Source organism: Pseudomonas sp. EB271-G4-1 (genome assembly GCF_058791355.1).
This window is the reverse complement of record NZ_JBYTEO010000040.1, coordinates 29,447-52,961: the sequence shown is the minus strand read 5'-3', so window position 1 is coordinate 52,961 and position 23,515 is coordinate 29,447. Positions and strand designations below refer to the sequence as shown.

The following is a 23,515-nucleotide window of genomic DNA, read 5'->3' as shown; positions in this document are numbered from 1 at the left end:
CCGAACGAGCGATGCCGTGGACAATGAAGCGCTGCACGCAGGCAAGGCTCGACTAACCTCCATCAACGAGGTCTTATAAGCCGAGAAAATCCTGACCAACCCTTAGCGAGGTTCCAGACACTGTGAGTACTGAGCAAGAAACGACTTTCGACGAACCACGCCTGAACAGCACGGAAATCCGCATTCTGGGTTCCCTGATCGAAAAACAGGCCACCAGCCCGGAAACCTACCCGCTGACCCTCAATGCCCTGGTGATTGCCTGCAATCAGAAAACCAGCCGCGAGCCGGTGATGAACCTCACCCAGGGCCAGGTTGGCCAGAGCCTGCGCGCCCTCGAAGGACGCGGCTTCGCCAGACTGGTGATGGGCAGCCGCGCCGATCGCTGGGAGCACAAGGTCGACAAGGCACTGGAACTGGTGCCAGCGCAGGTGATCCTGACCGGGCTGATGTTTCTGAGGGGACCGCAGACGGTCAACGAACTGCTGACCCGCAGCGGGCGCATGCATGATTTCGAGGATGCGGAGCAGGTCGTGCATCAGCTGGAACGCCTGATCGCCCGTGGCCTGGCAGTGCTGATCCCGCGTCAGGCCGGACAACGCGAAGATCGTTATACCCACGCACTGGGTGATCCGGCGGATATCGAAGCGATCCTCGCGGCCCGCCAAAACGCGCCGGAGCGTGGTGCTGGCGGCGCGGTATCGGTTGAACGAATCGAGGAGCTCGAAGCACGAATTGCCGCGCTGGAAGAGCGCTTGGCACGCCTCGAATAAAGGGGCGAGCCTTTGCGGGCGGCAATTGCGGCTGCCCGTCAATCAATAGGCAAGGCTGCTGCGGGCAAACTCCACGGCTTTTTGAAACTGCTCATCGGTCGGGCGCACACCGGTATAAAGCACGAATTGCTCCAGTGCCTGGATCGCAATCACTTCGAGCCCGGTGATGACATGTTTGCCCTCGGTACGAGCGCGCACGATCAGCGGAGTTTCCGCAGGAACCGCGACGACATCGAAGACGATATCCGCAGCCGCAATGGCATGGGCATCGAACGCCAACTGCTCGGCATGTGGGCCGGTCATGCCGATGGGCGTGACGTTGATGAGCATTTGCGGACGTTGCTCACCGAGCTCGGCTTGCCACGGGTAACCCAGCGACTGGGCCAATGCCTGGCCCGCGCGCTCATTACGCGCCACGATCAGGCCATCGCGGTAACCGCCATCGCGCAAGGCGCTGGCCACTGCCTTGGCCATGCCGCCACTGCCAAGCAACGCAAACGTGGTGTCCTTGGACACCTGGTGGGTCTGCAGCAACTGGGCAATGGCGATGTAGTCGGTATTGAAGGCCTTGAGATGGCCGTCGGTATTGACGATGGTGTTGATCGACTGGATGGCTGCGGCAGAAGGGTCCAGTTCATCGACCAGGGCTATGCAGGCTTCCTTGAACGGCATCGATACACCGCAACCCCGAATTCCCAGGGCGCGAATGCCGCCGACGGCGCCCGGCAGATCCTGACTGGAAAACGCCTTGTAGTAGAAATTCAGCCCCAACTGCTCATACAGGTGATTGTGAAATCGCAGGCCAAAGTTCCCAGGGCGTCCGGAGAGGGACATGCACAGCTGGGTGTCTCTGTTGGGGTTCATCTGCATATGAATCTCCTTGTGCTGCACTTTCGGATGGAAGGGATTAGCCTGCCCATCGGGTTCTGATCAATCATATTTGCGTGCACTGGCGGACGCCGCATGACCGTAAGGATGACGACACAGACCTTACACAAAATTTACCCGGCGGCTGTGCTGTTTTTTTAAAAAAAGCTGTCTTAGAAGTATCCCCGCGACATTCCTTGAGTCTATTGCAGACACAAGCGCCGGGGCGAAGCACCGAGGAGTCATCATGATCCGTAGAATCCCCACAGTGGCTTTGCTGATCGGCGCCCTCGCGGTCGCAGGCCAAGCAGAGGCCCATGGCGGTGGCGGTTGGGAAGGTCCGGCGGTATTTGGCGCGATCGTCGGCTCTGCCATCGTTGGCTCGGCAATCATCAACAGCAACCGGCCTGTGTACGTGACGCCGCAACCGGTCTACGCCCAGCCGGTTTATGCGCAACCGCAGCCGGTGTACATGGCGCCGCCCCCACCGGTCTACTACCAAACCGCACCGGTGTATGTGGGGCAACCGATCTACTACCGCCCGGCACCGGTCTATTACGGCCCACCCCGTGGTTACTACGGCCCACCTCGCGGCTACTACGGTCCGCCCCACGGCTACGGCCGCTGGTAATCCCGCGCGCGCAATCCGCCGTTCGTCGTCACAGGTCTGGAAAGATCCTGTCGGTGTCGTTCTCGGGACAGTGTCGACCGGTGAAGTCGGCAAGATTGACTCGCCCTTCCCTTTTGCGCCAGCAACAGCAATAACGGCGCCTGCAACGGGTCAATAACAACAAGGACGAGCTCATGCCCACGCAAAACCCGCACCGCATCAATGGCCTGTGCACTTGCAGCAAGGTCTACAACGCCCTGACGGAACTCAAGCAGCTCGAAGGTCATCGCAGCGCCAAGTTCCTTTCGCTACTGACGCAGAACCTGGTGAGAAAGGGACTGCTCAGCGAGCAGGAAGTGGTTCATATGCTCGACCAGGTGGTCGTCTGAGCGTCAGCCGGTGGGCTGACCTCACTGGCATCAATGACCACTATTGAAAACGTTGATTTTCCCTCGACGCACCCGGACCGTAAGGTGACTCCACAGATTGATGGAGGTCCCTATGATGTCTCAGATTCAGATCATGTCCGTTATCGGCAGCGCCGTTCCCGCACCGCTCAGAGCGCTTGGGTTGCTCGCCTGCTGGTACCTGGTCCAGGACGGCGAACAAATCAGCGGCCCGCTGACCTCACTACCGGACGCCCAGGCGTTGTCCCTGCAAATCGGCACGGGACAGCCGGGCAAGCTCAGTGCCTAAGGCAGCTGAACCCGCGGTTTGGTCTCGATGAAAATGGCCCAGCTCGACATGAACAGGGCCGCGATCAACGGACCGATGACAAACCCGTTGAGCCCGAACAGCGCCAGGCCGCCCAGGGTCGAGATCAGGATCATGTAGTCCGGCATCTTCGTGTCCTTGCCCACCAGGATCGGGCGCAGCACGTTATCCACCAGGCCGATTACGAATACCCCGAACAACCCCAGCACCACGCCTTGCCAGACTGCGCCGGTCAACAGGAAAAACGCCGCCACCGGCGCCCAGACAATCCCTGCCCCAACTGCTGGCAACAAGGACAGAAGCGCCATCAACACCGCCCAGACCAGCGCGCTCGGAATGTCGAGAAACCAGAAAATCATTCCGCCCAATGCACCCTGGGTAATCGCTACCAATAGGTTGCCCTTCACCGTGGCTCGCACCACGCGGTTGAACTTGAGCTGCAAACGGCGTTTCTGGTGTTCTTCCAATGGCACGGCCATGCGTACCTTGCGCGCGAGTTCAGCGCCGTCGCGCAGGAAGAAAAACAACAGGTAGAGCATGATGAAAAAGCTGACGATGAACTCGAATGTACCCTGGCCAAGACTGAACACCCGATTAGTCACCTCGCCGCCTGCCATCGCGCTCTTGACGATTTTCTCCCGAAGCCCGTTCAACTCTCCCACGCCGAACCGATCGAGCAAATGCTGGAAATACGGTGGCAAGTGATGCTTGAACTGCGTTACATACGCGGCAATGTCCAGCTCACCGCTCTCGATACTCTTGTACAGCGCCGTCCCTTCCTGAACCAGCAGGAAGCTGATGATGATCACCGGCAGGATCGCAATCACCAGGCAGATGCTTAACGTACAGAACGACGTCAGGTTGCGCTCCCAGCCGAACTTGAGCTGCAGCCGGCGCTGCATGGGCGCAAAGACAATCCCCAGGATCACCGCCCAGAACACCGCACCGTAGAATGGCAGCAGGATCCAGATGAACGCGATGCTCACCAACACCAGCAAAACCGCCAGCGATTTATCTTTTAGCGTCTCTTCGTTCATATCCGATCCTGGCCAGTCACCGGGCGCAACGTTGCGCCCTGATGCTTAGGCCATCACAGCGAGCGCGAGTGCCGTACGTTGTTCAAAAAGCATCGGAGGAAGGCGCCCAGGGGACCAATGGTGAAAATTCGGGCAAAAAAAAGGGGAGCACATGCCCCCCCGAGGTTTAAAGCGTTGTATCGCGGCCGTTAACTCAGCCTTCGATCTCGATCAGGATCTCGCCCGGGTTCACCCGGTCGCCCTTGGCCACGTGAATGGCGGTGACTTTGCCGGCGATGGCGGCCTGGACTTCGGTTTCCATCTTCATCGCTTCGGTGATCAGCACAGCCTGGCCCGCCTTGACACTGTCGCCTTCCTTGACCAGCACATCGACGATGTTGCCCGGCATGGTGGTGCTGACGTGGCCCGGTGCGCTGGCCTGCTTGCGCTTGCTGCTACCACCGCCGACGAATTCGTTGAGCGGCTCGAACACCACTTCTTCCGGCATGCCGTCGATGGACAGGTAGAAGTGACGCTTGCCTTCAGCCTTGACGCCCACACCGGTGATGTCGACGCGGTAGGTTTCGCCGTGGACGTCGATGACGAACTCGGTCGGCACGCCTTCGCCGCCAGCCGAAGCGACGCCGCCAGCTTCCGGAATCGGCAACAGCACTTCCGGGGTCAGGGTGCCCGCTGCACGCTCTTCGAGGAACTTGCGCCCGATGTCCGGGAACATGGCGTATGTCAGCACGTCTTCTTCAGACTTGGCCAGGGCACCGATGTCGGCACGTAGCTTGGCCATTTCCGGCTTGAGCAGGTCGGCTGGGCGCACGTCGATCACTTCTTCGCTGCCGATAGCCTGGCGACGCAGTTGCTCGTTCACCGGGGCCGGCGCCTTGCCGTAGCCACCTTGCAGGTACAGCTTCACCTCGTTGGTGATGGTCTTGTAGCGCTCGCCGGCCAGCACGTTGAAAAACGCCTGGGTGCCGACGATTTGCGAAGTCGGGGTCACCAGTGGCGGGAAGCCGAGGTCTTCGCGAACCCGCGGGATCTCTGCCAGCACTTCGCTCATGCGGTTCAGTGCGCCCTGCTCTTTCAACTGGTTGGCCAGGTTGGAAATCATCCCGCCCGGCACCTGGTTGACTTGAACACGGGTGTCGACCGCGGTGAATTCGCTTTCGAACTGGTGGTACTTCTTGCGCACGGCGTAGAAGTACAGGCCGATTTCCTGGATCAGCTCGAGATTCAGGCCGGTGTCGTACTCGGTGCCCTTGAGGGCCGCGACCATCGACTCGGTGCCTGGGTGGCTGGTACCGGAGGCAAAGCTGGAGATTGCGGTGTCGATGTGGTCGGCGCCGTTTTCAATCGCCTTGAGCTGGCACATGGTTGCCAGGCCGGCGGTGTCGTGCGAGTGAATGAACACTGGCAGCGATTGCTCGGCCTTCAGCGCCCTGACCAGTTCGCCGGTGGCGTAGGGGGTCAGCAAACCAGCCATGTCCTTGATCGCCACCGAGTCGCAACCCATGGCTTCCATTTGCTTGGCCTGTGCCACGAACGCGTCGATGGTGTGCACCGGACTGGTGGTGTAGGCGATGGTGCCCTGGGCGTGCTTGCCGGCGGCTTTCACCGCTTCGATGGCGGTACGCAGGTTACGCACGTCGTTCATGGCGTCGAAGATGCGGAACACGTCGATGCCATTGACCGCTGCCTTGGCGACGAAAGCCCTGACCACGTCGTCGCTGTAGTGGCGATAGCCCAGCAGGTTCTGGCCGCGCAGGAGCATTTGCAGGCGAGTGTTAGGCAACGCGGCGCGCAGTTGGCGCAGACGCTCCCACGGGTCTTCCTTGAGGAAGCGTACGCAGGCGTCGAACGTTGCGCCGCCCCAGCATTCCAGCGACCAATAGCCGACCTTGTCGAGCTTGTCGCAGATCGGCAGCATGTCTTCAGTGCGCATGCGGGTCGCGAGCAGCGATTGGTGGGCGTCGCGCAGGATGGTGTCGGTTACGAAAATCTTCTTGGACATTGTTCTATTCCTCACAGGCCTGCGTGGGCGGCAATGGCGGCGGCGATGGCCAGGGCCAGCTCTTCGGGTTTGCGCTTGATCGAGTAGTTGGTCAGTTCAGGGTGGCTTTCGACGAAGCTGGTGTTGAACTGGCCGCTACGGAATTCCGGGTTACGCAGGATTTCCTGGTAGTAGGCCGCGGTGGTCTTGACCCCTTGCACGCGCATGTCGTCCAGCGCGCGCAGGCCGCGGTCCATCGCTTCTTCCCAGGTCAACGCCCAGACCACCAGTTTCAGGCACATGGAATCGTAGAACGGTGGAATGGTGTAGCCGGTGTAGATCGCCGTATCGGTCCGTACGCCCGGGCCGCCGGGTGCGTAGTAACGGGTGATCTTGCCGAAGCTGGGCAAAAAGTTGTTTTTCGGGTCTTCGGCGTTGATCCGGAACTGCAGCGCGAAACCGCGATGCTGGATGTCTTCCTGTTTCACCGAGAGCGGCAGGCCGGATGCAATGCGGATTTGCTCGCGGACGATGTCGATGCCAGTGATTTCTTCGGTGATGGTGTGTTCCACCTGCACCCGGGTGTTCATTTCCATGAAGTACACCTCGCCCTCGGCGAGCAGGAACTCCACGGTACCGGCGTTCTCGTAACCCACGGCCTTGGCTGCGCGCACCGACAGGTCGCCGATGTAGGCGCGCTGTTCCGGGGTCAGTTGCGGGCTCGGCGCGATTTCGATGAGCTTCTGGTTGCGGCGCTGGATCGAGCAGTCACGCTCGAACAGGTGCACCACGTTGCCAAAGCTGTCGCCGAGGATCTGCGCTTCGATGTGCTTGGGGTTGACGATGCACTTTTCCAGGAACACTTCCGCGGAACCGAACGCCTTGGTGGCTTCGGAAATGACGCGCGGGAACGCCTGTTCAAGTTCTTCACGGCTGTTGCAGCGACGGATACCGCGACCGCCACCACCGGAGGTAGCCTTGAGCATCACCGGGTAGCCGATACGGTCACCCTCGGTCAGGGCTTCTTCGATGCCCGAAACGTTGCCTTCGGTACCCGGGGTGACCGGGACACCCGCCTTGATCATGCTGCGGCGAGCTTCGGTCTTGTCACCCATCCGGCGAATGACTTCAGCCGATGGACCGATGAATTTGATCCCGCGTTCGGCGCAGATGTCGGCCAGTTCAGCGTTTTCCGAGAGGAATCCGTACCCAGGGTGCAAGGCATCGCAACCGGTTTCCACCGCCAGGTTCACCAGCTTGCGCGGGTTCAGGTAACCGGCCAGTGGCTCGGCACCAATACTGTGGGCCTCATCCGCACGTTTGACATGCAGGGCATGGCGATCGGCGTCGGAATAGATCGCGACCGAGCGAATGCCCATTTCGGCACAAGCGCGTACGATTCGTACGGCAATTTCACCGCGGTTGGCGATCAGGATCTTTTTTATCACTTGGAGTTTCCCTTGATCCGGTGGTACCCACGACCTGCTAGACCAGGTCGACGAGTGACCAAATGTTTCAATTTGGTCGCACCGCCACACTAGCGCTCACAAGGGATTAACAAAAATGAATAATTATTGGGTCATGCATAAGTAAAGACTTATAGTTGACGCACCAGCCGTGGCCAGAGTGTTCAAAAAATGCGTAAGTCCTTGATGCGAATGACATTACGTCAATTGCAGATCTTCAACGAAGTCTGTGACCTGAGGTCCTATAGCCGGGCAGCCGACGAAATGTCCCTCACGCAACCGGCCGTCAGCCTGCAGATTCGTCAACTTGAAGAGCTGGTTGGCCAGCCCCTGTTCGATTATGTCGGCAAAAAACTCTACATGACCGAGGCCGCAGAAGCGCTGCAACGAGCGAGCCGGGACATTTTCGGGCGCCTGGAAAACCTCGACATGCAACTGTCGGACATGCAGGGCTCCTTGCAAGGCCAACTAAAACTGGCGGTGGAATCGAGCGCCAAGTATTTCGTACCGCATCTGTTTGCCGCCTTCAAGCGCCAGCATCCGGAAGTGAACCTGCAACTGACGGTGGTCAATCGCGCCCAGGTGATTCGGCGACTGTCGGACAACCGCGATGACCTGGTGATCATGTCCATGGTGCCGCAGGACATGGGTCTGGAGTTCCTGCCGTTCTTGAACAATCCGATCGTTGCGGTGGCACCGCCGGACCATCCGCTGTGCCATCAAGGGCCGTTGCGCCTGCAGGATCTTGAGCCTTACACCTTGCTGATGCGCGAGGTGGGTTCGGGAACGCGATTGGCTTGCGAAGAATACTTCAAGGAGAAACGTGTGCACTTCAACCAGACCCAGGAGGTCTCCTCGGCCGAAGCCCAGCGCGAATGTGTGCTGGCGGGCCTGGGCGTGGCACTGTTGACGCGCCACGCCCTGAACCTTGAATTGGCCACCGGCGGCTTGATCGAGTTGCCGATCGAAGAACTGCCGCTCTACCGCAGCTGGTGCCTGGTACAGGCCAAGGCCAAACGCCTGTCACCGGTGGCTCACGCCTTCCTTGCGTTCATTCGAAGCGAAAGAATTCAGATCAGCGCGCTGGTTGAGCGCTTCGACGGGAAGCTGTCGCGGCCGCCTGCCAGTAATTGAGCTCAAGGTCGCCAGTAAAATCGGCAATCTCGGCCAGCAGCTGACGCTGCTCACAACGATCTTCGATCGCACGGCGAAACGCCATGCGGCGCCGGTCTTCCTGCTGGCGACGGGTTTTGACGACACTGTTGCGTTCTTCGTAGGGCTGGGCCATTTGAGTTCTCCCAAGTCGAATACGGGAGTTTCAAGATAGGCGCGAGGGATGACGGTTTGGCGGCGGGTCGGTGACAGAGAGATGAACAATCAAAAGATCGCAGCCTGCGGCAGCTCCTACAGGGATTTGTGAACACCTGTAGGAGCTGCCGCAGGCTGCGATCTTTTGACCTTAGTCGTCCAGCGCTTTCACCGACTTGGGTGACAGGCGCAAGCTGCGCAGGCTGCGCTTGACGCTCTTGAGGTGGTTGACCAGGCTCGGCCCGCGGGCCATGGCCACGCCCATGGCCAACACATCGATCACCACCAGGTGGGCAATGCGCGAGGTCAGCGGCGTATAGATTTCGGTGTCTTCGTGCACGTCGATGGCCAGGTTGACGGTCGACAGTTCAGCCAAAGGCGTCTGGCTAGGGCACAAGGTGATCAATGAGGCGCCGCTCTCACGCACCAGGTTGGCGGTGATCAACAAATCCTTGGAGCGGCCGGACTGCGAAATGCAAATCGCCACGTCGCTTGGTTTCAGGGTAACCGCCGACATCGCCTGCATGTGCGGATCGGAATACGCCGCGGCCGTGAGCAGCAAGCGGAAGAACTTGTGCTGCGCATCCGCCGCCACCGCACCGGAGGCGCCGAAACCATAGAATTCGACGCGCTGGGCCTGGGACATGAGCGTCACCGCACGCTGCAACTCCAGCGGATCGAGCTTCTCGCGAACCTCCATCAGCGTGTGCAGGGTGGTGTCGAAAATCTTCAGGCTGTAGTCCGCTACCGAATCGTCCTCATGGATCGCGAACTGCCCGAAACTCGCGCCCGCCGCCAGGCTCTGGGCCAGCTTCAGCTTCAAGTCCTGGAAACCCGAGCAACCGATGGCGCGGCAAAAGCGCACGATGGTCGGCTCACTGATCCCCACGCTGTGGGCCAGGTCCGCCATGGAACTGTGCATCACGGCCGCAGGATCAAGCAAAACGTGATCGGCGACCTTGAGTTCCGACTTGCGTAACAGGTGGCGAGACTGGGCGATGTGTTGCAGCAGATTCAAAGGGCTGGACTCTTTTTTATTTGGCAGGCGCCGGGGATGTAGCACGCTTGTAGTTATACTACATGAATCGCCTTTTTGCCTGCTCAATAAGTAACTGAATTGTCTTCGTCACACCCTGTTTTGGCGGGATGGGCTTTATGTAGCAGCGGATCCAGCCTTTGCCACCCAGGATTTTTTGCGAAAAAAAGCCCGCAGTGTGAGCGGGCGAAAGACCAAAGAAGCTATATGCGCAGTCGCTTCCAGGTGGAGAAAGCTGCTTGGGGGATCAGCTTCCTCGGTACGTTGAATAGCTGTAGGGCGAAATGAGCAGCGGTACATGGTAGTGATCCTGCTCGGCAGAGATGCCAAAACGCAGCACCACCACATCCAGGAATGCCGGCTCCGGCAACTGGACACCACGGGCGCGGTAATAGTCGCCCGCATGAAACTGAACCTGGTAGACGCCGGTCCGGTACTCATCGCCTTGCAGCAGCGGCGCATCGACACGACCATCGCTGTTGGTTATCGCGCTGGCGACCAATTCCAGCTGCGAACCTTCAACGCGGTACAACTCGACCTTGATCGAGCTGCCCGGGCAACCATGTGCAGCGTCCAAAACATGTGTAGTCAAACGTCCCATTGATTCTGCGCACCTGTCTGCGTGGAGCAGCCAGGCTTCGCGCCTCCCGAAGTCAGATGAAAAGGAGACCGCACCGATTCGGAGCACGAAAAGCTGCGGCGAGCGATTGATTAAGACACTTTTCAAAAAAATTGTACACAATAAAAACGACATTTTTGCGACTGATGGCGCCAACGATAAAAATCCCGCGGATTTCCTGTGAAACCCGCCACCTCTGAACCGTGCAATCATTAACTGACCAGCCAGGCAGGTTTCTTGCAGGTGCTTGTCATTAACACGCGAAGATGACCGTTAACGAAAAATGCAAAAAATCAGGCTTACAAAGTGAATATAAAGTTGTATACAATCACCCCATCGCTGTGACGCCACCCAGTGATCCAACCTTTAGTCGCGTCACACCAACTGTCACCACGAATATAAGAAGGAAGACTGCAGTGAGCGCTGACTACCCTCGCGACCTGATCGGTTACGGCAGTAACCCTCCGCACCCACACTGGCCGGGCAATGCCCGCATCGCCCTGTCATTCGTTCTCAACTACGAAGAAGGCGGCGAGCGCAATATCCTGCACGGCGATAAAGAGTCCGAAGCATTCCTCTCGGAAATGGTGTCTGCCCAGCCGCTACAGGGCGCGCGCAACATGAGCATGGAATCGCTTTACGAGTATGGCAGCCGCGCCGGCGTCTGGCGGATTCTGAAGCTGTTCAAGGAATTCGACATTCCGCTGACCATCTTCGCCGTGGCGATGGCCGCCCAGCGTCACCCGGATGTGATCCGCGCGATGGTCGATGCCGGCCACGAAATCTGCAGCCACGGCTACCGCTGGATCGACTACCAGTACATGGACGAAGCGCAGGAACGCGAGCACATGCTCGAAGCGATCCGCATCCTCACCGAAATCACCGGCGAGCGTCCGCTGGGCTGGTACACCGGTCGCACCGGCCCCAACACCCGCAAGCTGGTGATGGAAGAAGGCGGTTTCCTCTACGACTGCGACACCTACGACGACGACCTGCCCTACTGGGAACCGAACAACCCGACCGGCAAGCCGCACCTGGTGATCCCGTACACCCTGGACACCAACGACATGCGCTTCACCCAGGTGCAGGGCTTCAATAAGGGCGACGATTTCTTCGAATACCTCAAGGATGCGTTCGACGTGCTCTACGCCGAAGGCGCGGAAGCCCCGAAAATGCTGTCGATCGGCCTGCACTGCCGCCTGATCGGCCGTCCGGCGCGTCTGGCTTCGCTCAAGCGCTTTATCGAATACGCTAAAAGTCATGAACAGGTGTGGTTCAGCCGCCGCGTCGACATTGCACGCCACTGGCAGGAAACCCACCCGTACCAAGGGGCCGCGAAATGAGCGCCTTTCAAACATTGAAACCCTCGACCCTGAGCCGCGACGCCTTCGTCAAAGCCTTCGCCGACATCTACGAACATTCGCCATGGGTGGCCGAGAAGGCCTTCGACCTGGGCCGGGATGCCTCGATCGACCAGATCGAAACCCTGCACCAGCGCATGAGCGACATCCTGTTGAGCGCTGATCACGAAAGCCAGTTGGCCCTGATCAACGCTCACCCGGACCTGGCTGGCAAAGCTGCCGTCCAGGGCCAATTGACCGAAGCCAGCACCCATGAACAGGCTGGCGCCGGTATTCACCAATGCACGGCCGAAGAGTTCCAGCGCTTCACCGAGCTGAACGACGCCTACAAGGCCAAGTTCAAGTTTCCCTTCATCATGGCGGTAAAAGGCAGCAACCGGCATCAGATCCTCGCGGCGTTCGAAACGCGCATCCACAACCCGGTAGATACCGAGTTCAAGTGCGCGCTGGCGGAGATCAACAAGATCGCCCTGTTCCGATTACTGACCCTATAGCGAGTTTTGCCCGAGTGTTAAAAACGCTGAAGCACCCAGGGCACTGCAAGCATCCCAAGCCAACTTATTAAAGGCAGACAAGAAGAATGAAAGCTTACGCCGTACCTTTCGAGAAGTTCGTCAACCTGGCCGACGCCCGCCTGGGCACCAAGATCATCTCGGTCACCGATGACTGGTTCGCAGACGCCAACCGTCTGTTTCAACCGACCCCGGCCGTATGGAAGGAGGGCGTGTTCGATGATAACGGCAAGTGGATGGACGGCTGGGAGTCGCGCCGCAAGCGCTTCGAAGGCTACGACAGCGCCGTGATCCGCCTGGGCGTGCCTGGCTCGATCAAAGGCGTGGACATCGACACTTCATTCTTCACCGGCAACTTCCCGCCGTCGGCTTCCCTGGAAGCCTGCTTCCTGGCCGAAGGTGAGCCAGACGAAAACACCCAGTGGACCGAAGTGCTGTCGGCCGTCGAGCTGCAAGGCAACAGCCACCACTACCACGAAATCAGCAACGACCAGGCGTTCAGCCACCTGCGCTTCAACATCTACCCGGATGGCGGCGTGGCTCGCCTGCGCGTGTACGGCATCCCGTTCCGCGACTGGTCGGCGGTGGGTGACAACGAGCAGGTCGACCTGGCGGCAGCCCTCAACGGTGGCCGTGCCCTCGCCTGCTCCGACGAACACTTCGGCCGCATGAGCAACATCCTCAACCCGGGCCGTGGCATCAACATGGGCGACGGCTGGGAAACCGCACGTCGTCGCACGCCAGGCAATGACTGGGTGATCGTCGCCCTCGGCCATCCGGGCGAGATCGAGAAAATCATCGTCGACACCCTGCATTTCAAGGGCAACTACCCGGACAGCTGCTCGATCCAGGGCGCGTTCGTCAAGGGCGGTACCGACAGCCAGATCGAAACCCAGTCGCTGTTCTGGCGCGAACTGCTGCCAAGCCAGAAGCTGGAAATGCACGCCGAACACACCTTCGCCGAGCAGATCAAGGCCCTGGGCCCGATCACTCACATCCGCCTGAACGTGTTCCCGGACGGTGGTGTGAGCCGCCTGCGCGTCCTCGGCAAGGTCGCTAAATAAGGTGTAGATGATCGTTCCCACGCTCCGCGTGGGAATGCATACCGTGACGCTCCGCGTCACAGTGGACGCGGAGCGTCCATGGCGGCGTTCCCACGCAGAGCGTGGGAACGATCAAATTCAAAAGATTAAGAAGACCAGCATGCGCACACTGACGATTGAACCGCTGACCAAAGAAGCCTTCGCCCCTTTCGGTGACGTGATCGAAACCGACGGCAGCGATCACTTCATGATCAACAACGGTTCGACCATGCGCTTTCACAAACTGGCGACGGTGGAAACCGCCACGCCAGAGGACAAGGCGATCATCAGCATCTTCCGCGCCGACGCGCAGGACATGCCGCTGACCGTCAGCATGCTGGAGCGTCATCCGCTGGGCAGCCAGGCTTTCATTCCGCTGCTCGGCAACCCCTTTCTGATCGTGGTCGCGCCACTTGGCGACGAACCTGTATCAGGCTTGGTCCGCGCCTTCGTCACCAACGGCAGGCAGGGCATTAATTACCATCGCGGCGTCTGGCACCACCCGGTGCTGACGATCGAAAAGCGGGATGACTTCCTGGTGGTTGATCGCAGTGGCACAGGCAATAACTGCGATGAGCATTTTTTCAAAGAGGATGAGCGTTTGATCCTCGCCCCCCACCAATAAGAGAAGGTCTGATCACTCGACAACAGAGTGACAGGCGAGAGGTAAAGACTGTGGAAGCACATCTGTTGGAATGGCTGAACCTGAGCGTGCGCTGGGTTCACATGATTACTGGCGTGGCCTGGATCGGCGCATCGTTCTACTTCGTCTGGCTGGAAAACAACCTCAATCGGGTCAACCCGAAAAGCGGTCTGGCCGGTGACTTGTGGGCGATCCATGGCGGCGGTATCTACCACCTGGAAAAATACAAACTGGCTCCACCGACCATGCCGGACAATCTGCACTGGTTCAAATGGGAAGCCTACTTCACCTGGATGTCGGGTATCGCGCTGCTGTGCGTGGTGTTCTATTCCAACCCGACGCTCTACCTGCTGGCTCCGGGCAGCACCCTGAGCGGCCCTGAAGGCGTGGCCATCGGTATCGGCTCGTTGTTCATCGGCTGGTTCATCTACTCCTTCCTCTGTGACTCGGCCCTGGGCAAACGCCCTGCCCTGCTGGGTTTCATCCTGTTCGTACTGATCATTGGCGCCGCCTATGGCTTCAGCAAGGTGTTCAGCGGTCGTGGTGCATACCTGCACGTCGGCGCGATCATCGGCACCATCATGGTCGGCAACGTGTTCCGCATCATCATGCCGGCGCAACGCGCACTGGTGGCGGCCATCGCCGAGAACCGCACGCCCGATCCGGCGCTGCCGGCCAAGGGCCTGCTGCGTTCGCGCCACAACAACTACTTCACCTTGCCGGTGCTGTTCATCATGATCAGCAACCACTTCCCGAGCACCTACGGCAGCCAATACAACTGGCTGATCCTGGCCGGGATCGCGGTACTGGCGGTGTTGGTGCGTCACTACTTCAACACCCGTCACGACAGCCACAAGTTTGCCTGGACCCTGCCGGTGGCAGCGGTGGGCATGATTTGCCTGGCCTATGTGTCCGGTCCGAAACCGATGTCCAGCGCGCCTGAAGTGGCCAAGGCACCTGCCGCGATCGAGTACCAGCCTCTGCCGGAAACAGCAGTGGGTGGTGGTTTGAAACCGGCTGAAGCAAAACCTGCCGAAGCCCCTGCAACCGCGCAAGTTAAGGCGTCCAACGCCGGCCCTGGTTTCGACAAGGTGCACAGCGTGATCCAGGAACGCTGCGCAGTCTGTCATTCGGCCAAACCGACCAGCCCACTGTTCAGCGCCGCTCCCGCCGGCGTGATGCTCGACACCCCCGAGCAGATCCGCCAGAACGCGGCGCGCATCCAGGCTCAAGCGGTTGCCACCCAGATCATGCCGTTGGGCAACATCACCCAGATGACCCAGCAGGAACGTGACCTGATCGGCGCCTGGATCGTTCAGGGTGCCCCGACCAATTAAGCAATAAAAGCTTCGCGAGCAGGCTCGCTCCCACACAGACAATGCAAAACCTGTGGGAGCGAGCCTGCTCGCGAATGGCCGCACCGCGGTCGACCCTGATGCAAAAATCACAAGAATAAAAATGATCCGAGGTGTTGCATGTCCGAGCTCTTCCAAGCGCGCATCCCCGACGCACCCGCCATTCAGCGTTTGCCCCTTTTGCAACTGATCCTGGTCGGTCTGCAACATGTTCTGCTGATGTACGGTGGCGCCATCGCGGTGCCGCTGATCATCGGACAGGCCGCTGGCCTGAATCGTGAAGAAATCGCCTTCCTGATCAACGCCGACCTGCTGGTCGCCGGCATCGCTACCATCGTCCAGTCTCTCGGTATCGGTCCCATGGGCATTCGCATGCCGGTGATGATGGGTGCCAGTTTCGCCGCCGTCGGCAGCATGGTCGCCATGGCCGGCATGCCGGGCATCGGCCTGCAGGGGATCTTCGGCGCGACCATCGCCGCCGGGTTCTTCGGCATGCTGATCGCGCCATTCATGTCCAAGGTCGTGCGCTTCTTCCCGCCGCTGGTCACTGGCACGGTCATCACCTCGATCGGTTTGTCGCTGTTCCCCGTGGCCGTGAACTGGGCCGGCGGTGGTGCTCAAGCCGCTCAATTCGGCTCACCGATCTACCTGACCATCGCCGCGTTGGTGCTGGGCACCATCCTGCTGGTGCATCGCTTCATGCGCGGCTTCTGGGTCAACATTTCCGTATTGATCGGCATGTGCCTGGGCTATGTACTTTGTGGCGTGCTGGGCATGGTCGACCTCAGCGGCATGGCTCAGGCGCCATGGCTGCAATTTGTCACGCCGCTGCACTTTGGCATGCCGAAATTCGAGCTCGCGCCAATCCTCTCGATGTGCCTGGTGGTGGTGATCATTTTCGTCGAGTCCACCGGGATGTTCCTGGCCTTGGGCAAGATCACCGGCCAGGAAGTCTGCCCGCGCATGTTGCGTCGCGGCTTGTTGTGTGATGCTGGCGCCTCGTTCTTCGCCGGCTTCTTCAACACCTTCACCCACTCCTCCTTCGCGCAGAACATCGGCCTTGTGCAGATGACTGGCGTACGTTGCCGCTCAGTAACCATCGTTGCGGGCGGCTTGTTGATCGTGCTGAGCCTTCTGCCCAAGGCCGCGTTCCTCGTGGCCTCGATTCCACCGGCGGTGCTGGGCGGCGCGGCGATCGCAATGTTCGGCATGGTCGCCGCCACCGGGATCAAGATCCTGCAGGAAGCCGACATCGGTGACCGACGCAACCAATTGCTGGTGGCGGTGAGCATCGGCATGGGCCTGATTCCGGTGGTTCGGCCGGAGTTTTTCGCCCACCTGCCGGTGTGGATGAGCCCGATCACCCACAGCGGTATCGCCATGGCCACGCTTAGCGCCCTGACCCTGAACTTGCTGTTCAACATCCTCGGCGGCGCCGAACGCGCGGCCATCAACGACTGTCACGCCCACTAAGACAGAAACGCCCCCCCACTGTAGGAGCGAGCATGCTCGCGATGGACGTGAAGACAACGCGTTTAACCAGATACCACGCGTAATCGTTAACGACCATCGCGAGCATGCTCGCTCCTACAGGGGTTGGGGTTTCCTGCGCCTTGAAAAATAAAAACAAGAGGGAGCAACAGATGATTCGGACACAGAAAAACATGCTGTTGGGTGCTGGCCTCCTGGCCGCGAGCCAAGCGATGGCCGGCGATCTACTGCTGTGGCAAACCAACAGCTTGAGCTATCTGTATGGCAAGGACTTCGCGGTCAACCCGCCGATCCAGCAAACGATCACTTTTGAACATGCCGACCGCTGGAAGTACGGCGACAACTTCATGTTCATCGACAGCACCTACTACAACGGCGAGAAAGACCGCAACAAAGGCGTGCACGCCTATTACGGCGAGTTCAGTCCGCGGCTCTCCTTCGGCAAGATTCTCGACCGCCGTTTCGAACTCGGCCCAATCAAGGATGTGTTGCTGGCCTTGACCTACGAGAATGGCGAAGACGACAGCGAGGCGTACCTGATCGGCCCCGGTTTTGACCTCGCGGTACCGGGCTTCAACTTTTTCACCTTGAACTTCTACTATCGCCAGACCGAAGGCTCGCGTCCCGGTGATGACGTCTGGCAGATCTCGCCGGCCTGGTCCTACACCGTGCCCCTGGGCAACTCGAGCCTGTTGATCGACGGCTACCTGGACTGGGTCGTCGACAATGACCAGAACTCGCGCGGCACGTATCACGCCAACCTGCACTTCAACCCGCAGGTCAAATATGACTTGGGCAAAACCCTCGGCTGGCGGGAAAAGCAGGTGTACGTCGGCGTCGAATACAGCTACTGGAAAGACAAGTACGGCATCGAAAACAACAACAACCTCGATACCCACGAAAGCACCACCAGCCTGCTGGTGAAGGTGCATTTCTAAGATGATCCGCAACCGTGCCCCAAACCTGTCGTCGGTGCGCTGTTGCGGAGCACTTGAGACCTGGCCGAGGAGTCAGTATTCTCCGCGGCCGCCTGAATCCGCTTTAAAAAAAAGCCCGGATTTAATTCCTGACCAGAAAGCCAACTTATCCCGGCTCTGGACGGTACCAAGGCACCCCCAAACCACTCTCAATCGACTGCTCCAGAGCCGCCGAACGGGAGTTTTTTTGTTTTCTGAAAGCCTTGGCGCAGCTCTTGCTAACAGTACAAAGCTGACCGAATGGATGATTTTTTTGCAGTTACGGAAAAAGGCGCCACACCAGAGCGTCGACCTTAAAAAAATAACGTGAAACCACTACTTTTTTGGGAGCAACCGAATGAAACGTACGTGCACTAGCCTGATGCTGGCAGGATCGTTGCTGGCGGGGGGTCAGGCCATGGCCGGCGACTTGCTGCAATGGCAGAACAACAGCCTGACCTACCTGTATGGCAAGGACTTCCAGGTCAACCCGCGCATCCAGCAGACGGTGACCTTCGAACACGCCGACGGCTGGAAATACGGCGACAACTTCTTCTTCATCGACAAAATCTTCTACAACGGCAAGGAAGACGCCTTCGCGGGCAAGAACACTCACTATGGTGAATTCAGCCCGCGCTTGTCGTTCAACAAGATTTTCGATCAGAAGCTGGAGTTCGGTCCGATCAAGGACGTGCTGCTCGCCATGACCTATGAGTTCGGTGAAGACGATACCGAGTCGTACCTGATCGGTCCGGGTTTCGACCTGGCCATCCCCGGCTTTGACTACTTCCAGCTGAACTTCTACAACCGTCATACCGAAGGCGACCGCCCGGGTGACGATGTCTGGCAGATCACTCCCGCCTGGTCCTACACCATTCCGGTGGGTGACTCGGACGTGCTGATCGACGGTTTCATGGACTGGGTCGTTGACAACGACGTCAACAAGAAAGGCGAATACCACGCCAACCTGCACTTCAACCCACAGATCAAATACGACCTGGGCAAGGTGCTGAACCTGGGCGCCAAGCAGCTGTACGTCGGTGTCGAGTATGACTACTGGAAAAACAAGTACGGTATCGAAGACAGCCAGGGCTTCAAGACCGATCAGAGCGTGACCAGCTTCCTGGTCAAGGTGCACTTCTGATTTAAAAACTTCGCGAGCAGGCTCGCTCCCACATTTGATCTTTGTCGCACTGAAGATTCACTGTGGGAGCGAGCCTGTTCGCGAATGCCGCACCGCCAATCTCAAGCGAAACCCACAGGCTCCGCCAACCCGAGAAACCGGCAAATTTCCCCGCGCTTGGCCAACGCATCCCGCCGCCCCAGATCAATCAACTCGCTGCAATACCCCGCCTCGAACAGCAGATAACTCAACACCCCCGCCCCGCTGGTCTTGGTCGCTCCCGGCCCACGCAAGAACAGGCGCAGCGCCGCTGGCAGTTCCTGGCGATGGCGTGCGGCGATCTCGTCGATCGGCTGGCTGGGTGAAATCACCAACACCTCCACTGGCGCCACCCCCAACGTACGGATCGGCGTGCCATCGGGCATGAGGCGACTGAACTGATTCAAGCGCTGCAAAAGTTCGATATCACTTTCCAGGCTATCGATGAACGTGCTGTTGAGCATGTGTCCACCGATTTGCGCCAAGGTTGGCTGCTGACCGGAGTAGGCGCGTTGCAGCGGCTGCTCCGGGTCGATGCCGCGCGGGTTGCCGCTGACACCTACCACCAGCACCCGGTTGGCGCCCAGATGCAGGGCCGGGCTGATCGGTGCCGATTGGCGCACCGCGCCGTCGCCGAAATACTCCTCGCCGATTTTCACCGGGGCGAACAGCAGCGGAATGGCCGAACTGGCGAGCAAATGGTCGACCGACAATTGTGTGGGAACGCCGATCCGCCGATGGCGCAACCAGGCGTCTATAGTGCCGCCGCCCTGATAGAACGTCACCGCCTGACCGGATTCATAGCCGAACGCCGTGACCGCGACGGCCTGCAACTGCTTCTGCTCGATGGCGTGGGCAATGCCGCCCATGTGCAGTTTGTCGTCGAGTAATCCGCGTAGCGGCGAGCTGTTGAGCAACGCCACGGGCACCGGGGCGCCAAGGCCCAACAAACTGTGGCTAACGAACCGGGCGGCCTGGCTGATCACGCCCGGCCAGTCGCTGCGCAACACCAGATGGCTGCGAAAACCCTGCCAGAACGCCGTCAGCCGCTCGATAGCCGCGCGAAAATCCATCGCCCCGCTGGCCAGGCTGACGGCATTGATAGCGCCAGCGGAGGTGCCGACGATCACCGGAAAAGGATTGTCCGCACCCAATGGCAGCAACTCGGCAATCGCCGCCAGCACGCCCACTTGATAGGCCGCCCGAGCCCCGCCGCCGGAAAGGATCAAGCCCGTGACGGGTTCAGCGGGATTCATGAATAACGCTCCATGCTCATTGATGGGGATCGTCCCTTGTAGGAGCGAGCATGCTCGCGATGGACCCGAGGACGCCGCTGGGTGTCAGGCTGCCAGCATTATCGTTGACGACCATCGCGACGGTGCGACGATTCGACATGCTCGCTCCTACAGGGTGCGGCCGTTCAGCCGCGCTTTGGGTACAGCTTCGGTTCACCGGGCGGACGGCTCTTGAAGCGGCGATGGGCCCAGAGGTATTGCTCTGGGCAATCACGCAAGACGCCTTCGATCCACTGGTTGATGCGCAGGCAGTCGGCTTCCTCGGTTTCGCCTGGGAAGCCTTCGAGCGGCGCGTGGATCACCAGGCGATACCCACTCCCGTCCGCCAGGCGTTCCTGGGTGAACGGCACCACCAACGCCTTGCCCAACCGCGCGAACTTGCTGGTGGCGGTGACGGTGGCGGCCTGGATGCCGAACAACGGCACGAAAATGCTTTGCTTGGCGCCATAGTCCTGGTCCGGCGCATACCAGATCGCACGGCCGGCGCGTAGCAACTTGAGCATGCCACGCACGTCCTCACGCTCCACCGCCAGCGAATCCAGGTTGTGCCGCTCGCGACCGCGACGCTGCACATAGTCGAATAGCGGGTTCTTGTGCTCGCGGTACATACCGTCGATGGTGTGTTGCTGGCCGAGCAGCGCCGCACCGATTTCCAGCGTGGTGAAGTGGACGGCCATCAGGATCACGCCCTTGCCCTCACGCTGGGCATTCTTCAGGTGCTCCAGGCCTTCGACATGGGCCAGTTTCGCCAACCGCTCGCGTGACCACCACCAGCTCATCGCCATTTCAAAGAAGGCGATACCGGTGGACGCAAAATTTTCCTTGAGCAGACGCTTGCGCTCTGCCGCGGATTTTTCCGGGAAGCACAGTTCGAGATTGCGCTTGGCAATGCGCCGCCGGTCGGCCGCTACCCGATACATCAAGGCACCCAGGACCCGACCGATCCACAGCAATGCAGGGTACGGCAGCTGGACAATCAGCCATAACAGCCCCAGGCCGCACCAGAGCGGCCAGAAACGCGGCATCAGAAAAGTTGTTCGAAAACGCGGGCGATCCATTAAAGGTTCCGAAAAGACGTTGGCCGCGCATTCTACATCGTTCGACCCGGCTTGCGGCTCGCGGGCGTTCTCGTTATAAGTCTGGGCACTTTTAGTGACAAGTCGTTGTATGCCGACCATGAGCCAAACCGAACCGCTTGACCAAGATCCCGTGTTCCAGTTGAAGGGCAGCATGCTTGCCATAACGGTGCTGGAACTGGCCCGAAATGACCTTGAAGGCCTCGATCGGCAGCTGGCCGCCAAAGTCGCTCAGGCGCCGAACTTCTTCAGTAATGCACCGCTGGTCCTGGCTTTGGACAAACTCCCGGCCAACGGTGGTGCCGTGGATCTGCCCGGCCTGATGCGCATCTGCCGTCAGCATGGCCTGCGTACCCTGGCCATCCGCGCCAGCCGCATCGAAGACATCGCGGCCGCCATCGCCGTCGACCTGCCAGTGTTGCCGCCATCCGGGGCCCGTGAACGGGCGCTGGACCTGAACGAAGGCGTCGTTGCGAAAAAACCGGAAAAACCAGCGGAACCGACCATCAAGCCGACGAAAATCATCACTTCGCCAGTGCGCGGTGGCCAGCAGATCTACGCCCAGGGCAGTGATCTGGTAGTGATCTCCTCGGTCAGCCCGGGGGCGGAACTTCTCGCCGATGGGAACATCCATGTATACGGCCCGATGCGCGGTCGTGTGCTGGCCGGCGTCAAAGGCGACACCAAGGCACGGATTTTCTGCCAGCAAATGAGCGCTGAACTGATCTCTATTGCCGGACATTACAAGGTTTCCGAAGATCTGCGCCGCGACCCGTTGTGGGGCTCGGGCGTGCAGGTCAGCCTGTCTGGCGATGTGTTGAACATCATTCGGCTTTAACGGATACTGCCGCATTTTCCAAGCATCTCTAAAACGTAGCGAAAACGGCTCAAACGAAGTAGGAAACAGGCTACAAACAGTGTTTACCGGGGGTAAATGCCGTCTGCGGCCATATTCCAGCCAAGGCTGTCCAACTGCTGTAGTTTTCAAGAGATGTTTTTCAGGGGCTAAAAGTCCTTTTTCCTTAGGGGTGAAACACCTTGGCCAAGATTCTCGTGGTTACATCCGGCAAGGGTGGTGTGGGTAAGACCACCACCAGCGCCGCTATCGGTACCGGCCTCGCTCTGCGCGGTCACAAAACAGTCATCGTCGACTTCGACGTCGGTTTGCGTAACCTCGACCTGATCATGGGTTGCGAGCGTCGCGTGGTGTATGACTTCGTCAACGTAGTGAACGGCGAAGCCAACCTGCAACAGGCCTTGATCAAAGACAAGCGCCTGGAGAACCTCTACGTACTGGCCGCCAGCCAGACCCGCGACAAAGACGCGCTGACGGTCGAAGGCGTGGAAAAAGTCCTGATGCAACTCAAGGAAGACTTCGAGTTCGTGGTCTGCGACTCCCCGGCGGGTATCGAAAAAGGTGCTCACCTGGCCATGTACTTCGCAGACGAAGCGATCGTGGTGACCAACCCGGAAGTCTCCTCGGTGCGCGACTCCGACCGCATGCTTGGCCTGCTGGCCAGCAAGTCCCGTCGAGCCGAGCGTGGCGAAGACCCGATCAAGGAACACCTGCTGATTACCCGTTACCATCCAGAGCGCGTGAGCAAGGGTGAAATGCTCGGCGTCGAAGACGTCAAGGAGATCCTCTCGGTGGCCCTGCTCGGCGTGATCCCTGAATCCCAGGCGGTGCTCAAGGCATCCAACCAGGGCGTTCCGGTGATTCTCGACGACCAGAGCGATGCAGGCCAGGCCTACAGCGATACCGTGGACCGCCTGTTGGGCAAAACCGTGGAACATCGTTTCCTTGATGTACAGAAGAAGGGATTCTTCGAGCGCCTGTTTGGAGGCAACTAACCAATGAACCTTTTTGACTTCTTTCGTGCCAACAAAAAGCAAAGCACCGCGTCGGTAGCGAAAGAGCGTCTACAGATCATCGTGGCGCACGAACGCGGCCAACGCAGTACCCCGGATTACCTGCCAGCCCTGCAGAAGGAACTGGTCGAGGTGATTCGCAAGTACGTCAATATCGGGTCCGATGACGTGCACGTCGCACTGGAAAGCCAGGGCAGCTGCTCGATTCTGGAACTCAATATCACCCTGCCAGATCGCTGAGTCGATCCGGGTGGAACCACGGCGGTTCAGGCCTGCAGGCCTGAACCGCCGTTGGCGTTTGTAAC

General features: G+C 59.4%; 26 protein-coding genes. 16 read left to right on the top strand and 10 right to left on the bottom strand.

Annotated features, from left to right (window positions below; all coding sequences use genetic code 11):
- Positions 1-122: 122 nt before the first annotated feature.
- Positions 123-770, top strand: a complete 648-nt coding sequence (locus AC3WWR_RS19940) for a YceH family protein (protein WP_020800432.1) — start codon at positions 123-125, stop codon at positions 768-770.
- A gap of 42 nt (positions 771-812) precedes the next feature.
- Here AC3WWR_RS19940 and AC3WWR_RS19935 read toward each other — a convergent pair whose 3' ends face one another.
- A complete protein-coding gene (locus tag AC3WWR_RS19935) occupies positions 813-1,640 on the bottom strand; it encodes a shikimate 5-dehydrogenase (protein ID WP_020800431.1) in 828 nt (275 codons plus the stop codon).
- 244 nt (positions 1,641-1,884) lie between these two features.
- On the opposite strand from AC3WWR_RS19935, the gene AC3WWR_RS19930 reads away from it, so the two are divergent.
- The 3 genes from AC3WWR_RS19930 (at position 1,885) to AC3WWR_RS19920 (ending at position 2,943) form a co-directional block, all read left to right on the top strand.
- Positions 1,885-2,268, top strand: coding sequence for a hypothetical protein (locus AC3WWR_RS19930; RefSeq protein ID WP_033042889.1), 384 nt, complete (start codon positions 1,885-1,887; stop codon positions 2,266-2,268).
- Positions 2,269-2,441: 173 nt separating this feature from the next.
- Positions 2,442-2,636, top strand: a complete 195-nt coding sequence (locus AC3WWR_RS19925) for a hypothetical protein (protein WP_020800429.1) — start codon at positions 2,442-2,444, stop codon at positions 2,634-2,636.
- 115 nt (positions 2,637-2,751) lie between these two features.
- Positions 2,752-2,943, top strand: a complete 192-nt coding sequence (locus AC3WWR_RS19920) for a hypothetical protein (protein WP_032831464.1) — start codon at positions 2,752-2,754, stop codon at positions 2,941-2,943.
- Here the strand turns inward: AC3WWR_RS19920 and AC3WWR_RS19915 are convergent.
- The 3 genes from AC3WWR_RS19915 to AC3WWR_RS19905 all read right to left on the bottom strand — a co-directional run bounded on the left by AC3WWR_RS19915 (position 2,940) and on the right by AC3WWR_RS19905 (position 7,427).
- A complete protein-coding gene (locus tag AC3WWR_RS19915) occupies positions 2,940-3,998 on the bottom strand; it encodes an AI-2E family transporter (protein WP_020800428.1) in 1,059 nt (352 codons plus the stop codon). The genes AC3WWR_RS19920 and AC3WWR_RS19915 overlap by 4 nt on opposite strands.
- Positions 3,999-4,191: 193 nt before the next feature.
- The gene (gene oadA, locus AC3WWR_RS19910) at positions 4,192-6,000 is read right to left on the bottom strand and encodes a sodium-extruding oxaloacetate decarboxylase subunit alpha (RefSeq protein WP_020800427.1); all 1,809 of its coding nucleotides are present in this window, start codon (positions 5,998-6,000) and stop codon (positions 4,192-4,194) included.
- Positions 6,001-6,011: 11 nt separating this feature from the next.
- Positions 6,012-7,427 carry an acetyl-CoA carboxylase biotin carboxylase subunit gene (locus tag AC3WWR_RS19905; RefSeq protein WP_008056950.1) on the bottom strand — a complete coding sequence of 472 codons (1,416 nt, stop codon included), beginning with the start codon at positions 7,425-7,427 and terminating at the stop codon, positions 6,012-6,014.
- A 189-nt stretch (positions 7,428-7,616) separates the two neighbouring features.
- Here AC3WWR_RS19905 and AC3WWR_RS19900 point away from each other — a divergent pair, with 189 nt between their 5' ends.
- Positions 7,617-8,579 carry a LysR family transcriptional regulator gene (locus tag AC3WWR_RS19900; RefSeq protein WP_033042890.1) on the top strand — a complete coding sequence of 321 codons (963 nt, stop codon included), beginning with the start codon at positions 7,617-7,619 and terminating at the stop codon, positions 8,577-8,579.
- On the opposite strand, the gene AC3WWR_RS19895 is transcribed toward AC3WWR_RS19900, so the two are convergent.
- The 3 genes from AC3WWR_RS19895 to uraH form a co-directional block, all read right to left on the bottom strand.
- Positions 8,521-8,733 carry a PA3496 family putative envelope integrity protein gene (locus AC3WWR_RS19895; RefSeq protein WP_033042891.1) on the bottom strand — a complete coding sequence of 71 codons (213 nt, stop codon included), beginning with the start codon at positions 8,731-8,733 and terminating at the stop codon, positions 8,521-8,523. The two genes, AC3WWR_RS19900 and AC3WWR_RS19895, sit on opposite strands and share 59 nt — an antisense overlap.
- 171 nt (positions 8,734-8,904) lie before the next feature.
- Entirely contained in the window at positions 8,905-9,771 is an 867-nt protein-coding gene (hexR, locus tag AC3WWR_RS19890; RefSeq protein WP_008056956.1) for a transcriptional regulator HexR, read from the bottom strand.
- A 265-nt stretch (positions 9,772-10,036) separates the two neighbouring features.
- Positions 10,037-10,390 (bottom strand): hydroxyisourate hydrolase, encoded by a 354-nt coding sequence (uraH, locus tag AC3WWR_RS19885; RefSeq protein WP_020800424.1) that lies wholly within the window; start codon positions 10,388-10,390, stop codon positions 10,037-10,039.
- Between the two features lie 434 nt (positions 10,391-10,824).
- Here uraH and puuE point away from each other — a divergent pair, with 434 nt between their 5' ends.
- The 8 genes from puuE (at position 10,825) to AC3WWR_RS19845 (ending at position 18,952) form a co-directional block, all read left to right on the top strand.
- Positions 10,825-11,751: an allantoinase PuuE gene (gene puuE, locus AC3WWR_RS19880; RefSeq protein ID WP_020800423.1), complete on the top strand. Its 927-nt coding sequence runs from the start codon at positions 10,825-10,827 to the stop codon at positions 11,749-11,751.
- A complete protein-coding gene (uraD, locus tag AC3WWR_RS19875) occupies positions 11,748-12,263 on the top strand; it encodes a 2-oxo-4-hydroxy-4-carboxy-5-ureidoimidazoline decarboxylase (RefSeq protein ID WP_033042892.1) in 516 nt (171 codons plus the stop codon). Before puuE ends, uraD begins: the two co-directional genes overlap by 4 nt.
- Before the next feature lie 86 nt (positions 12,264-12,349).
- Positions 12,350-13,345: an allantoicase gene (gene alc, locus AC3WWR_RS19870; protein ID WP_020800421.1), complete on the top strand. Its 996-nt coding sequence runs from the start codon at positions 12,350-12,352 to the stop codon at positions 13,343-13,345.
- Positions 13,346-13,484: 139 nt separating this feature from the next.
- Positions 13,485-13,988 carry an ureidoglycolate lyase gene (locus tag AC3WWR_RS19865; RefSeq protein ID WP_007988150.1) on the top strand — a complete coding sequence of 168 codons (504 nt, stop codon included), beginning with the start codon at positions 13,485-13,487 and terminating at the stop codon, positions 13,986-13,988.
- A 50-nt stretch (positions 13,989-14,038) separates the two neighbouring features.
- Complete coding sequence (locus AC3WWR_RS19860; protein ID WP_033044497.1) at positions 14,039-15,343, top strand: urate hydroxylase PuuD; 1,305 nt, start codon at positions 14,039-14,041, stop codon at positions 15,341-15,343.
- Between the two features lie 138 nt (positions 15,344-15,481).
- Positions 15,482-16,834: a nucleobase:cation symporter-2 family protein gene (locus AC3WWR_RS19855; RefSeq protein WP_020800419.1), complete on the top strand. Its 1,353-nt coding sequence runs from the start codon at positions 15,482-15,484 to the stop codon at positions 16,832-16,834.
- A gap of 170 nt (positions 16,835-17,004) precedes the next feature.
- Entirely contained in the window at positions 17,005-17,790 is a 786-nt protein-coding gene (locus AC3WWR_RS19850) for an outer membrane protein OmpK (RefSeq protein ID WP_020800417.1), read from the top strand.
- A 376-nt stretch (positions 17,791-18,166) separates the two neighbouring features.
- Complete coding sequence (locus AC3WWR_RS19845) at positions 18,167-18,952, top strand: outer membrane protein OmpK (RefSeq protein ID WP_033044650.1); 786 nt, start codon at positions 18,167-18,169, stop codon at positions 18,950-18,952.
- 101 nt (positions 18,953-19,053) lie between these two features.
- On the opposite strand, the gene AC3WWR_RS19840 is transcribed toward AC3WWR_RS19845, so the two are convergent.
- Genes AC3WWR_RS19840 through AC3WWR_RS19830 form a run of 3 tightly spaced genes read right to left on the bottom strand, consistent with a single transcriptional unit; the run spans position 19,054 to position 21,323 of the window.
- A complete protein-coding gene (locus AC3WWR_RS19840) occupies positions 19,054-20,226 on the bottom strand; it encodes a patatin-like phospholipase family protein (RefSeq protein ID WP_033044651.1) in 1,173 nt (390 codons plus the stop codon).
- Positions 20,227-20,242: 16 nt separating this feature from the next.
- Positions 20,243-20,365 (bottom strand): hypothetical protein, encoded by a 123-nt coding sequence (locus tag AC3WWR_RS19835; RefSeq protein ID WP_020800413.1) that lies wholly within the window; start codon positions 20,363-20,365, stop codon positions 20,243-20,245.
- A 25-nt stretch (positions 20,366-20,390) separates the two neighbouring features.
- A complete protein-coding gene (locus tag AC3WWR_RS19830; RefSeq protein WP_020800412.1) occupies positions 20,391-21,323 on the bottom strand; it encodes a lipid A biosynthesis lauroyl acyltransferase in 933 nt (310 codons plus the stop codon).
- Positions 21,324-21,441: 118 nt separating this feature from the next.
- Between AC3WWR_RS19830 and minC the strand changes: the two genes are divergently transcribed.
- From minC to minE, 3 genes are all read left to right on the top strand, one after another.
- Positions 21,442-22,179 carry a septum site-determining protein MinC gene (minC, locus tag AC3WWR_RS19825; RefSeq protein ID WP_033044636.1) on the top strand — a complete coding sequence of 246 codons (738 nt, stop codon included), beginning with the start codon at positions 21,442-21,444 and terminating at the stop codon, positions 22,177-22,179.
- A 200-nt stretch (positions 22,180-22,379) separates the two neighbouring features.
- Positions 22,380-23,192, top strand: a complete 813-nt coding sequence (gene minD / locus AC3WWR_RS19820) for a septum site-determining protein MinD (RefSeq protein WP_008056976.1) — start codon at positions 22,380-22,382, stop codon at positions 23,190-23,192.
- A 3-nt stretch (positions 23,193-23,195) separates the two neighbouring features.
- Positions 23,196-23,450: a cell division topological specificity factor MinE gene (gene minE, locus AC3WWR_RS19815; protein WP_007974947.1), complete on the top strand. Its 255-nt coding sequence runs from the start codon at positions 23,196-23,198 to the stop codon at positions 23,448-23,450.
- The last annotated feature ends 65 nt before the right edge of the window (positions 23,451-23,515 follow it).

Coding starts and splice junctions, on each gene's coding strand:
- AC3WWR_RS19835 (WP_020800413.1), bottom strand. CDS start 20,365: ATGTCGAATCGTCGCACCGTCGCGATGGTCGTCAACGATAATGCTGGC.
- AC3WWR_RS19865 (WP_007988150.1), top strand. CDS start 13,485: ATGCGCACACTGACGATTGAACCGCTGACCAAAGAAGCCTTCGCCCCT.
- AC3WWR_RS19925 (WP_020800429.1), top strand. CDS start 2,442: ATGCCCACGCAAAACCCGCACCGCATCAATGGCCTGTGCACTTGCAGC.
- AC3WWR_RS19855 (WP_020800419.1), top strand. CDS start 15,482: ATGTCCGAGCTCTTCCAAGCGCGCATCCCCGACGCACCCGCCATTCAG.
- AC3WWR_RS19900 (WP_033042890.1), top strand. CDS start 7,617: ATGCGTAAGTCCTTGATGCGAATGACATTACGTCAATTGCAGATCTTC.
- minE (WP_007974947.1), top strand. CDS start 23,196: ATGAACCTTTTTGACTTCTTTCGTGCCAACAAAAAGCAAAGCACCGCG.
- AC3WWR_RS19920 (WP_032831464.1), top strand. CDS start 2,752: ATGTCTCAGATTCAGATCATGTCCGTTATCGGCAGCGCCGTTCCCGCA.
- AC3WWR_RS19830 (WP_020800412.1), bottom strand. CDS start 21,323: ATGGATCGCCCGCGTTTTCGAACAACTTTTCTGATGCCGCGTTTCTGG.
- AC3WWR_RS19850 (WP_020800417.1), top strand. CDS start 17,005: ATGATTCGGACACAGAAAAACATGCTGTTGGGTGCTGGCCTCCTGGCC.
- AC3WWR_RS19840 (WP_033044651.1), bottom strand. CDS start 20,226: ATGAATCCCGCTGAACCCGTCACGGGCTTGATCCTTTCCGGCGGCGGG.
- oadA (WP_020800427.1), bottom strand. CDS start 6,000: ATGTCCAAGAAGATTTTCGTAACCGACACCATCCTGCGCGACGCCCAC.
- alc (WP_020800421.1), top strand. CDS start 12,350: ATGAAAGCTTACGCCGTACCTTTCGAGAAGTTCGTCAACCTGGCCGAC.
- AC3WWR_RS19930 (WP_033042889.1), top strand. CDS start 1,885: ATGATCCGTAGAATCCCCACAGTGGCTTTGCTGATCGGCGCCCTCGCG.
- uraH (WP_020800424.1), bottom strand. CDS start 10,390: ATGGGACGTTTGACTACACATGTTTTGGACGCTGCACATGGTTGCCCG.
- uraD (WP_033042892.1), top strand. CDS start 11,748: ATGAGCGCCTTTCAAACATTGAAACCCTCGACCCTGAGCCGCGACGCC.
- AC3WWR_RS19895 (WP_033042891.1), bottom strand. CDS start 8,733: ATGGCCCAGCCCTACGAAGAACGCAACAGTGTCGTCAAAACCCGTCGC.
- AC3WWR_RS19915 (WP_020800428.1), bottom strand. CDS start 3,998: ATGAACGAAGAGACGCTAAAAGATAAATCGCTGGCGGTTTTGCTGGTG.
- minC (WP_033044636.1), top strand. CDS start 21,442: ATGAGCCAAACCGAACCGCTTGACCAAGATCCCGTGTTCCAGTTGAAG.
- AC3WWR_RS19845 (WP_033044650.1), top strand. CDS start 18,167: ATGAAACGTACGTGCACTAGCCTGATGCTGGCAGGATCGTTGCTGGCG.
- AC3WWR_RS19935 (WP_020800431.1), bottom strand. CDS start 1,640: ATGCAGATGAACCCCAACAGAGACACCCAGCTGTGCATGTCCCTCTCC.